This window comes from Salinicola salarius (genome assembly GCF_002179555.1).
Taxonomy (GTDB): domain Bacteria; phylum Pseudomonadota; class Gammaproteobacteria; order Pseudomonadales; family Halomonadaceae; genus Salinicola; species Salinicola salarius_A.
Genome location: NZ_NHOU01000001.1, coordinates 256,241 through 271,508 on the forward strand (window position 1 = coordinate 256,241; position 15,268 = coordinate 271,508).

Sequence of the window (15,268 nt, forward strand, 5' to 3'; positions counted from 1 at the left end):
TTCTTATGATGTGGTTCAAGCTGCCGTTGGCAAAGCATACCAATTTCCCCGCAAGTTTACATTCATGTATGTATGCCTGTAAGCTCGCGAGATCAACTTAGGTACCATTCTTCCAGGACGGAGTCTCATGCGCCCTAATCTCATGAATTACACCCTCGGCTTCGGTGGGGCGTTGTTGCTGTCATTGGCACTGGCCGGCTGTGGCGGGGACGATCAGCAAAGTGCTCAACAAGGCGGAGGGCAACAACAAAAGCCACCTACCAAGGCCGAAGTGATGGAAGTCGAGGCGCATGATGTCGCGCTCTCCAAAACCTATCCCGGCCAAGTCCGCAGCGATCGCGAAGTGACCGTGATGGGGCGTGTCGAGGGCATTCTCGAAGCGCGTCATTACCGCGAGGGCAGCATGGTCGAGAAGGGCGACAAGCTCTTCACCATCGAGCAGGCGCCTTATGAAGCGACCGTCAAGCAGCGCCAGGCGGACGTGCAGAGCGCCAAGGCGGAAGTCTATCGTGCCCAGCGTGATGCCGAACGCTATCAGCGCCTGTACAACCAGAACTCCATAAGCCAGCAGCAGCGTGATCAGGCCCAGGCCGATCTGCGCACGGCTCAGGCGGCCCAGGCTCAGGCTCAGGCAGCGCTGGACAGCGCCCAGATCGATCTCAGCTATACCGAGGTCAATGCGCCGGTCAGCGGCATGATCAGTCACAGCGAGGTCAACGTCGGCAATCTGGTACAACCGCCCCAGGAGCTGGCGACCATCACGCCGCTGAATCCGATCGAGGTGCGCTTCTCGCTGCCAGCCGATGACGCCTTCTCGCTGCGCCAGCAGCGTCAGAAGGAAGACGAAGGCGTGGCGGATACCGCGATTCTGACCGCGCCCGGTACAGAAAGCGCTTCCCGCGATGCGCTCCAGCTCCGGGGCAAACTGGACTTTCTGGGTTCGCGAGTGGATGAATCCACCAGCACGGTACAGGCCGAAGCCGTATTTCAGAATGAGGATCAGCTCTTCCTGCCGGGCCAGTTCGTGCGCGTGACGCTGCCTAACGTGATGCGTTACGACGTCTATGCCGTGCCGTCGATCGCCGTGACCGAAGGGCTCAAGGGGCCGCAGGTTTTCGTGCTCGATGACGAAGGCAAGACCGAGACGCGATTCGTGTCGCTGGGCGAGATCGCCGGTGACTGGCAGATCATCACCGAGGGGCTGAACCCCGGAGACCGAGTCGTCGTGTCGGGAATCGGCAGTATTTCCCCCGGCGATCAGATCGATGCGCAGCCGTTCACTGGCAAGGTGCCCAAGCCGCAGAACAACGCTGGTGAAAACCCCTCCCAGGAGCCCGACGCACAAGGTGGCGAAGGCGTCGCGGGCGCCCAGCGTGATGCGCAAAAGGCGAACGGCGGACAGAACGGAGCCAACTGATGAATTTTTCCAGCGTTTTCATCAGGCGGCCTATATTCGCGACCGTCGTCTCGGTCATCATTACACTGATCGGCTTGATGGCGATGCGTACGCTGCCCATCGAGCAGTATCCTTCGGTCGTGCCGCCGACGATCAGCGTTTCCGCGACCTATCCGGGAGCCAGTGCGCAGACGGTTTCCGATACGGTCGCCGCCGTGCTGGCGCAGGAGATCAACGGCACCAAGGACATGATCTATCTGACCTCGAGCAGTTCCGATAGCGGTCAGATGTCGATGAGCGTCTATTTCAACATCGGCACCGATCCTCAGACGGCACAGATCAACGTCAACAACCGCGTGCAACAGGCGCTGTCCCAGTTGCCGAGCGAAGTGCAGTCCCAGGGGGTCACGGTCGAGCAACGCTCGTCGAGCGTGCTGCTGTTCGTCGCGGTGACTGCGGAAGGGGGCAGCGATGCCTACGATTCGCTCTACCTGACCAACTACGCCAACATCAACATCACCGATACGCTCAAGCAATTGCCGGGTGTCGGGCAGGCGGAAGTGCTGGGCAGCCAGGAATTCGCCATGCGCGTCTGGCTCAACCCGGACAAGCTGGCGCAGTACGACCTGACACCGGCAGAGGTATCGTCGGCGATTCAGGCCCAGAACTCGGTAGTTGCCGCAGGCAAGCTGGGTGCCGAACCACAGAGCAACCCCACGCCCTACACCTACACCATCACGACCGAGGGTCGTTACGAGAACGTCGATCAGTTCCGGGATATCGTGCTGCGCACCAACCCGGACGGCTCCTCGTTGCGCTTGAGCGATGTCGCGCGGATCGAACTGGGCAAGAACAGCTACGGCATTCAGGGGTACGTCAACAACAGCCCGATCGCGCCGATCGCCATCTATCTGCAGCCAGGCGCCAACGCGCTCGACGTGGCGGCCGAGGTGAAGGCGTCGATGGCGGATCTCAAGACCCGCTTCCCGCCGGGCCTGAGTTACGAGATTCCCTATGACACCACGCTGTTCATCGATGCTTCCATCGAATCGGTGGAACAAACCTTCATCGAGGCGCTGCTGCTCGTCGCGGTGATCGTGTTCGTGTTCCTGCAGAGCTGGCGCTCGACGCTGGTGGCGATGTCGGTAGTGCCGATCTCGGTAGTAGGTACCTTTGCCGGCATGTACCTGCTCGATTTCTCGATCAACCTGCTTTCGCTTTTCGGCATGATCCTGGCGATCGGTATCGTCGTGGACGACGCGATCGTGGTCATAGAGAACGTCGAGCGCATCATGGAGGAAGACGAGGAGGCGACGCCATTCAGCGCCAGTCTCGAGGCGATGAAGGAAGTGTCTGGCGCGGTCATCGCCACCGCCTTCATCATGTCGGCGGTGTTTGTGCCGGTCGGCTTCATGAGCGGCCTGACGGGGCAGATGTACCAGCAGTTCGCGATCACCATCGCGATCTCGGTGGCCATCTCGGCGATCGTGGCGCTGTCGTTCACGCCGGCGATCAGTGCGATCTTCCTGAAGCATCAGGATCGCATGAAGCAGTCCGGATTCGTGCGTGTCATTCGCAAGCCGTTCGACTGGTTCAACAAGCTCTTCGACAAGATTACCGACCTGTTCATGGCGATCACCAACTTCATCATTCATCAGCTGTGGCTGGTGCTGGTCGGGTTGGTTGCCGCCGGGGTCTTCTCCTGGATGATCTTCGCCCAGTTGCCGGCGGCGCTCCTGCCTTCCGAAGACCAGGGGGTGGCTCTGGCCTCCGTCAGCCTGCCGGCAGGATCCTCGGTGGCACGGACCGACGCCTATGTGCAGGAGTTGAGTCAGCGGCTTCGAGATGCCGTCCCGGGGATCAATTACGTGGTCGGGATACCCGGTTTCGACATCCTGTCTAGCTCGCCCAATACCTCCAAGGGCACGGTCTTCGTCACCATGAAACCATGGGAAGATCGCGATATCACGGTGGATCAGCTGACGCAGAAGATCATGCAGATCGGTGGTCAGATCCAGGGCGGGCAGACGGTTGCCTTCAACCTGCCGCCGATACAGGGCCTGTCTCCCACCGGTGGCTTCACCGGTTACCTGCAGGCTTTCGGCGGCGACACGTCGCAGCAGCTCGCGGATGCCGCCGGCAAGGTGATGCAGGCCGCGGCGGAGCGGCCGGAGCTCTCCGGGGTGTTCTCGTCGCTCGATGTCAATGTGCCGGTCTACCGGGCCAAAGTGGATATCGAGAAGGCGCGTAGTCTCGGCGTGGATATCAGCGACCTGAATACGACCATGGCGAGCACGTTCGGTAGTTCTTTCGTCAACTACTTCACTCGCTCGAGCCGCAACTTCCAGGTCTATCTCCAGTCCGAAGACGATTTTCGTCGTAATCCCGAAGATCTGAGCAAGGTCTATGTACGCGGCGGTGACGGGCAGCGCGTTCCGCTCTCCGAGCTGGTCACGTTGACGCGAGGCAAGGCGCCGACGGTGCTGCAACGCTACAACACCTATCCGGCGGCGCAGTTCTCAGGTGGTCCGGCGCCCGGCTACAGTTCGGGTCAGGCCGTGGCGGCGATGCAGGAAGTGGTTGCCGATACCCTGGGTGTCAACTACTCGATGGGCTGGAGCGGTGAAGCCTACCAGCAGGTCAATGTGGGCACGGCGGCGACGCTGGCACTGTCGTTCGGCGTCATCATGATGTTCCTGATTCTGGCTGCGCAGTACGAAAGCTGGACCTTGCCGCTGGCGGTGGTTTCCGCCGTGCCGTTCGCCTTCGTCGGCGCTATCCTGGCGGTCTACCTGGCTGGCTTGAGCACCAGTGTCTACTTGCAGGTGGGCTTGCTGGTGGTGGTCGGCCTGGCGGCGAAGAACGCCATCCTGATCGTCGAGTTCGCCGAACAGCAGCGCAAGCATGCGGGACTGTCGGTGGTCGATGCGGCCAAGGTGGCGGCACGCCAGCGCTTCCGTCCCATCGTGATGACGTCTCTGGCATTCATCGGCGGTACGCTGCCCCTGGCATTGGCTTCCGGTGCCAGTGCGGCAAGCCGTAATCAGATCGGCACGCCGGTGGTCGGCGGGATGATCTCCATCACGCTGTTGGCGACGGTTTTCGTGCCGGCAACCTATGTGTTGATCATGAAGGTCACGCACGGGCTGCAGGCGAAATTTGGCAAAGGTGAACAGCGTCACGACCGTCAGCCGGAGGCGCGCGAAAGCCAGTAATCGACTGCGTCAAAATGACCAGTAATTCGGTCTTTCGAAGGCAACCCCCCTTGGGGGTTGCCTTTTTTGTTGGCTGGCGTTCATCGGCTGCGGTGACGTCTCAAAACAGGCTTTGACGCTTTCCGGCCGGTGGCATATATCTGTAATCGGGGCTGGAGGTCGGTGCCGGGGCGAGGTCGGTTGCGCCGAAAGATCGCCATCCCGTCGTGCCCGCGAATCATCGCTCAGCACATTGGCAGGTAACCGCGATCGCCGTTGATCTCCTTGATTAACGTCGGTTATGGCTGTGCCTGACGCCTGAGCGCAGGATGATGAGTCGAAGCTGGTTAATATTGACTGGTGAACCGAATGTTCAGGGAGGCTGAACATGACGCAGGCCGCAGTTCATGGAAGGGAAAGTCAGACGGCTGCGAGAGCTGAGGGGAAATCCCGCTGGTCCGCGTCGATAACCGGTCAGGCCTCGTCGAGGTCGCCTGCAGGCGTGTTGTCGCGACCGATGCCCGCATCGCCGAGCCGGCGTCGGCGTGTGCTGTTCGTGACGACCGAGATTGCCGATTTCATCAAGGCTGGCGGATTGGGTGATGTCTCCGCCGCCTTGCCTCGTGCACTGAAACCCAATTACGACGTACGCATCCTGATGCCAGGCTACCGGCAAGTGCTGACTGCCGGCCGGCCGATCGTGCATGTGGCCAGTCTGCCCGCCAGTCATGACTTGCCTGCCTGCGAGATTGGGCGTCTTCTCTGCGAGGATGGCCTGATCGTCTACGTCGTGCTCTGTCCGGAGCTCTACGACCGGGATGGTAACGCCTACGGTGACGAACTGGGGGTGGGCTGGCCCGACAACGATATCCGCTTTGCGCGTCTGGCGATGGCGGCCGCCGAGATCGTCAATGACGCGACCCTGCTCGACTGGCAGGTGGAACTGCTCCATCTCAACGACTGGGCGACCGGACTGGCGGCCGGTTATGTCCGCTGGCTCGGAAAGCGTTACGTTCCTTCGGTCTATACCATCCATAACCTCGCCTATCAGGGCATCTTCCCCGCCGAGCGTCTCCCGGCACTCGGGATCCCGGCATCCGCGTTTCATATCGATGGGGTGGAGTTTCACGGCCAGCTCTCCTTCATGAAGGCGGGGCTTTCCTACGCTTCCCATGTCACGACGGTCAGCAGCAATTACGCCGACGAAATCACCACGGCTCCCCTGGGTTGCGGGCTGGAGGGCTTGCTCAAGAAGCGTGCGCTGGAAGGGCGGCTCAGCGGTCTGCTCAACGGCATCGATGATCATTGGGACCCGCGCACGGACCCTCATTTGGCGCCCAACTTCGGTATTAACGACTGGCATGGCAAACGTGCCAATACGCAGCGCGTGCGCCGGATGTTCGGCCTGGATCCGAGCAGTGGCCCGCTGTTTGCGGTGGTTTCCCGCCTGGTGGCGCAGAAAGGGCTCGATCTGACCATTCAGGTCGCCGACGCCATCGTGCGAGCCGGCGGACAGCTGGTGGTGATCGGTCGCGGCGAATACGCCATCGAGCAGGCGCTGGTCGAAATGGCCGCGCTCTACCCTGGGCAGGTCGGCGTCAATATCGGCTTCGACGAGGGCGAGGCGCGACAGATCTACGCGGGCAGCGACTTCCTGTTGATGCCGTCTCGTTTCGAGCCCTGTGGCCTGAGCCAACTTTACGCCCAACGCTTCGGCTCATTGCCGATCGCGCATCGGACCGGCGGCCTGGCGGATACGATCCAGGATGGCATCAACGGGCTGTTGTTCGACGACATGAGCCTGGAAACCTATCGCGCCACCGTGCTGCGTGCGTTCGACCTGTTCCGCGCCACCGATCTGTTCTACGCCATGCGGCGGGCGGCAATGGCGGGGCGGTTGCATTGGCGCCAGGCCGTGATTCCCTATCGGCGACTCTATGCCGACCTGTTGACGGAGGCGATAGTGCGAACCGAAGACGTCGTGACAAGACCATGATGATCGTTGCCGACAATCGCACGCCGCCTTCGTGGCCTCAGGGCCTCGAGCCTCTGAACATGAATCCGACTGAGGCGGCCTGGACGCTGGCGCTCTCGTCGTCTTTCTCCTCGGATTCGTCTGGTGACAGCGGAAGACAGGCGGCATGGCCCTGGGATGACGGCGACTGGATGCGGGCCAGGGTCGGGCGCCATGGTGGCGATATGCCGCTGGCGCTCTATCGCCTCGATGCCGCGGATTGGTACGTCTCCCGATTCCCGCCGCCCCTGAACTGGAACCATCTGGCACAGGAGCTGGTGCCCTATGTCGCCGATCTGGGATTTACCCATGTCGTGCTCGACGAGGCGCTCATCGGCCAGCCCGATACCGTGGTCTGCCAGTTCGTCGAGACATGCCATGTCGCCGGCGTAGGTGTCATGGTTCGGTATCCGACGGCCTCGCCATCGTCCGAATCCGGCTTTCTCGCCTGGTGCCAGCGCTGTCATATCGACGGCTTCGAGGAAGCCGACGACGCCTCACGCGCCAGCGGCTGTCACCTGTTTCAGAGCGAGACCACCGAGCTATTGCTGACGTTGCATCGACGGCCGCGCTGGCGGGTAGCGAGTGCTCACTATCTGGCGCTCGACCCCGCCGAGCGCTCCCGCTGGCATGCCGATTGGATCGAGGCGTTGACGCCACACGAAACCGATCGGGGACTGCTGGAGCAGATGCCGGACGAGACGTCGGCGCTCGGTCAGTGGCGACAATCCATTCACGGTGACGACTGGCAGCGTTTTGCTGCGTATCGAGCGAGCCTGGGGTTAATGTGGGCGCTACCCGGCGACAAGCAGGTGGCGATGGGCGTCGAGCTGGGCCAGGTGCTGGCCGAGCCCCGGGAATCCGCCATGCACTGGCCGCTGCTGTTCGAAAGCCGACATGCAGGCGTACTCCGCCTGATGGCCGATCTCAACCGGCTTTACGTCAACGAGCCGGCGATGCAGATCCGCCACGACGATCAGCTCGGTTTCGAATGGTTGGTCGACGACGATAGCGATAACGGCGTGATTGCTTTCGCCCGCCATACCGAAAGCGGCCACGCCAGCATGATCTGCCTCTGCAACTTCCAGGCCTCTGTCCACTATCGCTATCGGCTGGGCGCTCCCAGCGCCGGCTGGTGGCGGGAAATCTTCAACAGCGACAGCGTCTTCTACGGCGGCAGCAACGTGGGCAATAGCCGCGGTGCGACGACGGAGCCGATTTCCAGCCATGGTCGCCCCCAGTCGCTGGCCATCACGGTACCGCCGATGGCCGCGCTGTTTCTGCGTCACGAAAACTGGATCGAGGAAACACCATGAGCGCGTCTTCCGGTTCCAGCGACTCGAGCATGGCTGCCACGCCATCCGATGTCATGAATGAGGCGGCCTGGGTACCTTTCTACGGCGCGTCACTGACCGCCGAAGGGCGTGTTCGCTTTCGCCTGTGGGCGCCCAGCGCGCAGCGGGTGGATGTGGAGTGCGAAGGCATGGCGCCTCAGCCGATGAACCCGATGGCGGAGGGGGATTTCGAACTCGAGCTGGACTGCCCGCCGCAGGCCGCCTACCGCTACCGTGTTTTCGTCGAGGATGACGATGACGGCATGCCCGTGCCCGACCCCGCCTCGAAAGCGCTACGCGGTGGCGTCGACGGGCTAACCTGCGTGATCGATCCGGATCGCTACACATGGCGCCATGACGAATGGACAGGCCGGCCATGGGAAGAGACGGTCATCTATGAGGTTCATCTGGGCGCCTGCGGCGGAATCGACGGATTGCGCCGACGGCTACCCGAACTGGTGGAACTGGGTGTGACCGCCATCGAACTGATGCCGCTCGCCGAATGCCCGGGGGAGCGCAACTGGGGATACGACGGCGTCCAGCCCTACGCCGTGGCGGCCTACTACGGTACGCCGGAGGCGCTCAAGGCACTGATCGACGATGTCCACGGGCACGGGCTGATGATCTTCCTCGATGTGGTCTACAACCACTTCGGCCCGGATGGCAATTTCCTGGCGCACTACGCCAAGGCGTTCTTCCGCGATGACCTGCAGACGCCCTGGGGCGATGCCATCGACTTCCGTCGTCCGCAAGTGCGCCGCTTCTTCATCGATAACGCCCTGATGTGGCTGCTCGAGTATCGTTTCGACGGGCTGCGGTTCGACGCCGTTCATGCCATCAGTGAGCGGGATTTCCTGGTCGAGCTGGGACAGACCTTGCGCGAGCGGGTCGGTTCGACTCGCCACTGCCACCTGATGCTGGAAAACGAGCATAACCAGGCTAGTCTGCTGGACCCGGCGCTGTTCGATGCGCAATGGGCCGACGACTGGCACAACGCGATGCATGTCCTGCTAACCGGCGAACGCGAGGGCTACTACGCCGACTTCGCCGAGCACACCACGGAAAAGCTGGCGACCGCGCTGGGCGAAGGGTTCATCTATCAGGGCCAGCCTTCACGCAAGGGCGAGGCGCGCGGCGAGCCCAGCGGGCATCTGCCGCCGACGGCGTTCATCGACTTTCTGCAGAACCACGACCAGATCGGCAACCGTGCGCTGGGGGAGCGTCTATCCCGGCTGGCCGAGCCGGACGCGCTCGATGCGGCAACGCTGATGCTGCTGATGTCTCCCGCCATTCCACTGCTGTTCATGGGAGACGAGTGGGGCTCGACGCAACCCTTTCTGTTCTTTACCGATCATCGCGACGCCCTGGCGGATGCGGTACGGGAAGGCCGTCGCCGTGAATTCGCCGATTTCAGCGCCTTCGAGGACCCGGCGCAACGCGAGCGCATCCCTGATCCCAATGCCCTGACCACGTACGAGGCTTCCCGGCTCGATGACGATGAGGCCAGCGCGCCGGAACATCGGCGTCATCAGGCGCGTTTTCGGCAGTGGCTGGCGCTGCGTCACGAGCACCTCGTGCCCTGGTTGAAGGGAAGTTGCGCCATCGGCGCTCGTGTGCTCGGTGACAAGGCCGTGGAGGGTCGCTGGTCGCTGGGTAATGGACATAAGCTGACCATCGCCATCAATCTCTCGCCACAACCGGTGTCCGTAGTCTGGCAGGAGACACCGCTAGTCTGCTCACGAGATGGCGTGGATGAGCATATCGCAGAGGGTCGACTGCCGGCGCGGACCAGTGCCGTCTGGCTCCAGCCCTCGGGTGACGTGCCGGGAGAGCCAGACGTATGACGACTGTTCAGGATGGATATCAACCCTCTACCGAGTTGCGCCAACTGGCAGAGTCGGTCGGCTTGCTGTGCGAATGGGTCGGTAGCGACAACCAGCCTCAGACGCTGTCCGACGATCGCCAGCGCACGATGCTGGCCCGCCTTGGCTGGCCGGCGGGCGACGACGAGGAGGTCGCCGCCAGCCTGGCCCGTTGGCAGGCGCGACGATGGCCCTCCGCGTTCGAGCAACTGCCGCCGATGCTGATCGCCGATCAGGGCCAGCTCACCCAGGTGCCCGTCGTCGGCAGCGGCGGGTGCGCCTTCGCCATCCGGCTCGAGAGCGGCGAGACGATGGACGGTCATCTCGACGATAACGGTTGCCTACCCGCGATCCAGGAGACGGGGTATCACCACGTCTGTTTTCTGACGGAGCGGGGCGACGACAGCGTGACCCGGACTCTGGCAGTGGCACCGCCGCGCTGCTTTACCCTAGACGATATCGCCCGGGAGCGCCGTCATGCCCAGCCGAGCTACTGGGGCGTGGCGGTACAGCTCTATGGGCTGCGGCGCGAGGGCGATGCTGGTATCGGCGACCTGCAGGCGCTGGACGACCTCTGTGCCGTGGTGGCCCGCGCCGGTGCCGATGCGGTTGCCATCAGTCCGCTGCATGCATTGTTTGCCTCGCATCCCGAACGGTTCAGCCCCTATTCGCCCTCCAGCCGGCTGTTCTACAACGTCTGGCACGCCTCGCCGGAGTGTGTCTTCGATGCGGAAACCCTGGCGCGGGCGCAGGCGCCGTTCAGCGAGGCGATGGCGCAGCAGGCCAGTCTCGAGTTGATCGACTGGCCGACCAGCGCGCGCCTCAAACTGTCGATGCTGGAACGGCTGTTTCTGCACGTGCAGCGCGACGAGAGCGCGCTTGCCTGGCGCTCGCAACTGGTCGCCTTCCGTCGCGATGGCGGTGGCAGCCTCGAGAGTCACTGTCGTTTCGAAGTGCTGCAGGCGCATGCCGACCATGCCGATTGGCGGCAGTGGCCCGAGGCGTGGCGGGATCCCCGCGGGGAAGCGGTGGAAGCGTTCGCCGAGCAGCACCGGGAAGCCATTACATTTTCGGTCTTTCTGCAGTGGCTGGTGGCGGCCGGACTCGAGCGTGTACAGAACAACGCGCGTCAGGCCGGGATGGCGGTGGGCTTGATCGCCGATCTGGCCGTGGGCGCCGATCCCACCGGCAGCCAGGCCTGGAGTGATCCGGAAGAGCTGTTTCCGGGGCTCAGCGTGGGCTCGCCGCCGGATGCCTTCAATGCCCACGGCCAGAACTGGGGCGTGGCGGCGTTCTCTCCCCAGGGGCTGGTCGATTCCGGCTACCGGGGGTTCCTGGCCATGCTGCGAGCCAGTCTGGCGCATGCCGGCGGCTTGCGGATCGACCATATTCTGGGGCTTTCGCGACTGTGGCTGGTCCCGGAAGGGGAAACGGCGCAGCAGGGGGCCTATCTGCGCTATCCGCTGGACGATCTGCTGCGACTGGTATCGCTGGAGTCCTGGCGGCATCGGGCCATCGTCATCGGCGAGGATCTGGGGACCGTCGAAGCCGGGCTGCGGGATCGGCTGGCGGCGCGGGGCGTGCTGGGCATGAGCGTGATGTGGTTCGAACGAGAGGGCGAGGCGTTCCTGCCGGCCGAGGCGTGGCGCCGGACCACCATGGCCACCACCAGCACCCACGACCTGCCCACGGTAGCAGGCTGGTGGCTGGAGAACGATCTGCACTGGCGGAACCGGCTGGGGCTGCTGAAAGCGGGCGAGGATCCGGCTGAGCTCAGCGAGCAGCGGAGTCAGGACCGGCGCCGTCTGGTCAGCGCCTGCGAGCTCGACGAGGTCGCCGGCGAAGGCGGTATCGCCAGCGACAGCGTGGACGTCGAAGATGTCATTGATGCCGTACTGGCGCACGTGGCAAAGACGCCGACACCGCTGGCGCTATTTCCGCTGGAGGATCTGCTGGGATTGAAGGAACAGGCCAATCTCCCCGGTACCTTCGACGAGCATCCTAACTGGCGACGACGGTTACCAGCACCCGCGCCGCAGGCGTTGAACGAGCCGGCGGTGCAGCAACGCCTGTCACGCATTGATGGCATACGCCGGGAGCGCCGAACATGAGACCGCTTCGCGCCACTGTCAGATTGCAGCTGCATGCCGATTTCACCTTCGACGATGCCTGTCGGCAAGTCGACTATTACGCCGAGCTGGGCATCAGCCACTTTTATCTGTCGCCCTTTCTTGCCTCGCGAGCAGAATCGGCCCATGGATACGACGGCATCGACCCGACCCGGGTGGACTCGGAGCTGGGTGGCGAGGCGGGGCTGGGCCGGCTGGTCGAAGCGCTGCACGCGGCGGACATGGGCATCCTGGCCGACATCGTGCCCAACCATCTGGCGGTGGGCTCCGAAAATCCCTGGTGGCAGGATGTGCTGGCGCATGGTCGTGCCAGTGAATACGCGCACTTCTTCGACATCGACTGGGAACAGTCCGGCGCCGACGGCAAGCTGTTGCTGCCGTTTCTCGGTGACCGTTACGTGCAGGTGTTGGAAGACGGTGAACTGACGCTGGCGTGGGATGCGGAAAGAGCGGCCTTTTTCGTCGTCTACCATGAGCACCGGTTTCCGCTGAATCCGGCGCACACCTCAGCGCTATTGGCATCGGCTGCTGCCGATGCCGATGCTGATCGAGACGGCCTGCAACCCGAACGAGTCCGGTCCTCGGAAATCAGCCACGAAGAGCGCAGGGGCGACGATCCGCTCATCGCGGCCACCCTCGCCCGCCATGACCCCGCCACCGAGGAAGGCAGGGCGCGACTGCATGCGTTGCTGGAGCGTCAGGCCTATCGGCTGGCCTATTGGCGCACCGCCAACGACGCGCTCAACTGGCGTCGATTCTTCGATATCACCGAACTGGTCGGCGTGCGGGTCGAGGACGAGAGCGTTTTCGATCTGTCTCATGCCTACATGCTCTCGCTGGTCGAACGCGGCTGGATCGACGGGCTGCGCATCGATCATATCGATGGCCTGGCCGATCCCCGCGGTTACGCACTGCGCCTGCGCGCACGTCTCGATGCCATCGCCGAGCGTCGTCAGGAACTGAACGGCGAGCGGCGCAACGAGACTCGACGGCCGATCTACGTCGAGAAGATTCTCGGCGACGGCGAGCATCTACACACCGACTGGGATGTGGACGGCACCACCGGCTACGAGTTTCTCGATCTGGTCTCCGGTATCCAGCACGACCCGGCGGGGCGCGAACCGCTGGCTCGGCTGTGGCGCGAGATCAGCGGCCGCGAGGACGACTTTGCCGCCGAGGTCCAGGCGGCACGCCGGGAAATGCTCGAAGGGTCGTTGGCGGCCGAGTTCGAACGTTGCGTCAAGGCCGTCGGGGCGCTGGCCAGCGCCAGCCCCGCCACCCGCGAGTTCAGCCTGCCGGCGATTCGGCGCGTTCTCGGCGCCCTGGCCGTCGGCTACCCGGTCTATCGCAGTTATGCCGACCAGGATGGGCGGCCGGATGCCGATGCCGAAGATTTCGACCACGCCATGCAGATGGCTCGATCGCAGCTATCGGCGGCCGATGCGGCCTGGTTGCCGCTGCTCGACGACTGGTTCGGCGGCAAGGCGCCCAACGATTTCGACGAGCCCGAACGGCAGTGGCGTCTGACGGCGCTGACGCGGTTTCAGCAGCTGACATCGCCGCTGGCGGCGAAGGCGGTCGAGGACACCGCGGGTTATCGCTCGGCGGTGCTGCTGTCACGCAACGATGTCGGCTGCGAAGGGGCGCACTTTGCCTATGCACCGCAACGCTTGCACGAGGCGAATCGGGAGCGTCTGGAAAGATTCCCCCGCGGCATGCTGACCACCGCGACGCACGATCACAAGCGCGGTGAAGATGTCCGTGCCCGGCTGGCGGCGCTCAGCGAACTGGCCGATATAGTGGTGCCCAGAATGCAGGCATGGGCGCGCGATCAACGCCTCTACGATAGCGGCGAGACGCCCAGCGGCGGGGATCGCCTGATGATGCTCCAGTTGGTGCTGGCGGCCTGGCCGCTGGAGCTGAAGCTGGAGCCGGACGCCGAGTTCGCCTCCCCGGACCGCCAGGCACTGACCGACTTCGCTGACCGTATCGTCGCCTGGCAGCAGAAGGCGATGCGAGAGGCCAAGCTCGACAGCCACTGGCTGGCACCCGAAGAGACCTACGAACAGGCGGGCGAAGACGCCGTGCGCTGTGCGCTGAGCGGCGGCGATCTGACGCGGGAACTGGCCGAGACGGCGGCGCTGCTGGACCTGCCCGGGGCGATCAACGGCCTGGCGCAGACGGTGCTGCGGCTGTGTTCCCCCGGCATACCGGATCTCTATCAGGGCACCGAATTCTGGGATCAGTCGCTGGTCGATCCAGACAATCGCCGCCCGGTGGACATGGCCGCGCGCCGCGAGGCGCTGGAAGGCGCGGAGATGCCGGCCTCGGCCTGGAAGCACTGGCGGGACGGTGCCGTCAAGCAGGCCGTCGTGCAGCGCCTTTTGAGCCTAAGACGGGAGCATCCGAGCCTCTTCAGCGAAGGGGAGTACGTGCCGCTGCAGGCCAGCGGCGCCTATGCGGATCACGTCGTTGCCTTTGCCCGCAAGACGCCGACCCAGACCCTGGTTGTGGTCGTGCCGCGCCTGTCGACGGTGCTGTCGGCGTCATCGCTGGAACGGGAACTGCAGTGGTCGGATACCACGCTGTCTCTCGAGACGCTGGGGCTGGAGGGTACCGGAGACGCCTGGCTGACGTCGGCGCCGGTAGCGTCGCCGGCCAGACTGTCGCTACAGCAACATTTGTCGGATTTCCCCTGCGGGGCTTGGGTATGGACTTCCTGAACCCGCTACTTTGAAAGTGAAGCGTCGGTCCAGCCGGCGCCGGTCTTGCATGGATTTGGCGGGGCAGGGATGACCCCGCCACGCAACGAGAACAGGAAGGAGGGCGTCATGATGACCAGTCGCGAACAACGTGTACGGATGCTGGCTTATCGCATTTGGGAATCGGAAGGCCGGCCCGACGATCAGGATGATCGTCATTGGGAGATGGCCGAACGCATCGTCGAAGCCGAGAATGCGCGCGAGGAGGAACAGGATTGGCGCGCCGCGTCCGATGAGCCTTCCCTGTTGGAAGGGGAAGAGCCACCGGCCGAGCCCGACGAACTCGGCATCGACGAGATGCGTCTGCCGCTGGACGATCCCGAGGTCGAGGCGCTGAAGGAGGAGGACACCGGGGTCGAGGTGCATCCCAGTCCGAAGGGCGGCAAGCCGCGCCCACGCAAAAAGGCTGCCGCTGCCACGCCTCGAGCCGCGAAAGGCAGCTCGGCTACGGGTTCGGCAGCACCGAAAAAGAAGCCGACGGCCAAGGCGCGCAAGTCCGACAGTGGCGGCAAGAAATCCGAGTAGCTGCCCTTGCGAACACGATGTCGAACCGGATGCACCCGATCTCCGAGGACAG

The 15,268-nt window shown here is 63.7% G+C and carries 8 protein-coding genes; all 8 read left to right on the top strand.

Annotation, left to right across the window (positions count from 1 at the left end; translation table 11 throughout):
* Window positions 1-127: 127 nt before the first annotated feature.
* The 8 genes from CCD76_RS01165 (at window position 128) to CCD76_RS01200 (ending at window position 15,216) form a co-directional block, all read left to right on the top strand.
* On the top strand, window positions 128-1,417 hold the full coding sequence (locus tag CCD76_RS01165; RefSeq protein WP_256961011.1) for an efflux RND transporter periplasmic adaptor subunit: 1,290 nt from the start codon (window positions 128-130) through the stop codon (window positions 1,415-1,417).
* A complete protein-coding gene (locus CCD76_RS01170; protein WP_087717723.1) occupies window positions 1,417-4,611 on the top strand; it encodes an efflux RND transporter permease subunit in 3,195 nt (1,064 codons plus the stop codon). Before CCD76_RS01165 ends, CCD76_RS01170 begins: the two co-directional genes overlap by 1 nt.
* A 496-nt stretch (window positions 4,612-5,107) precedes the next feature.
* Window positions 5,108-6,586: a glycogen synthase GlgA gene (glgA, locus tag CCD76_RS01175; protein ID WP_256961012.1), complete on the top strand. Its 1,479-nt coding sequence runs from the start codon at window positions 5,108-5,110 to the stop codon at window positions 6,584-6,586.
* A 59-nt stretch (window positions 6,587-6,645) separates the two neighbouring features.
* Window positions 6,646-7,920, top strand: a complete 1,275-nt coding sequence (locus tag CCD76_RS01180; RefSeq protein ID WP_179208809.1) for an alpha amylase C-terminal domain-containing protein — start codon at window positions 6,646-6,648, stop codon at window positions 7,918-7,920.
* Window positions 7,917-9,782: a malto-oligosyltrehalose trehalohydrolase gene (gene treZ / locus CCD76_RS01185; protein ID WP_256961013.1), complete on the top strand. Its 1,866-nt coding sequence runs from the start codon at window positions 7,917-7,919 to the stop codon at window positions 9,780-9,782. Before CCD76_RS01180 ends, treZ begins: the two co-directional genes overlap by 4 nt.
* Window positions 9,779-11,911 (top strand): 4-alpha-glucanotransferase, encoded by a 2,133-nt coding sequence (malQ, locus tag CCD76_RS01190; protein WP_071230544.1) that lies wholly within the window; start codon window positions 9,779-9,781, stop codon window positions 11,909-11,911. The genes treZ and malQ overlap by 4 nt, the downstream gene beginning before the upstream one ends.
* Entirely contained in the window at window positions 11,908-14,652 is a 2,745-nt protein-coding gene (gene treY / locus CCD76_RS01195) for a malto-oligosyltrehalose synthase (protein WP_087717726.1), read from the top strand. The genes malQ and treY overlap by 4 nt, the downstream gene beginning before the upstream one ends.
* Window positions 14,653-14,760: 108 nt before the next feature.
* Window positions 14,761-15,216 (top strand): DUF2934 domain-containing protein, encoded by a 456-nt coding sequence (locus CCD76_RS01200; protein WP_179208810.1) that lies wholly within the window; start codon window positions 14,761-14,763, stop codon window positions 15,214-15,216.
* Window positions 15,217-15,268 lie beyond the last annotated feature (52 nt).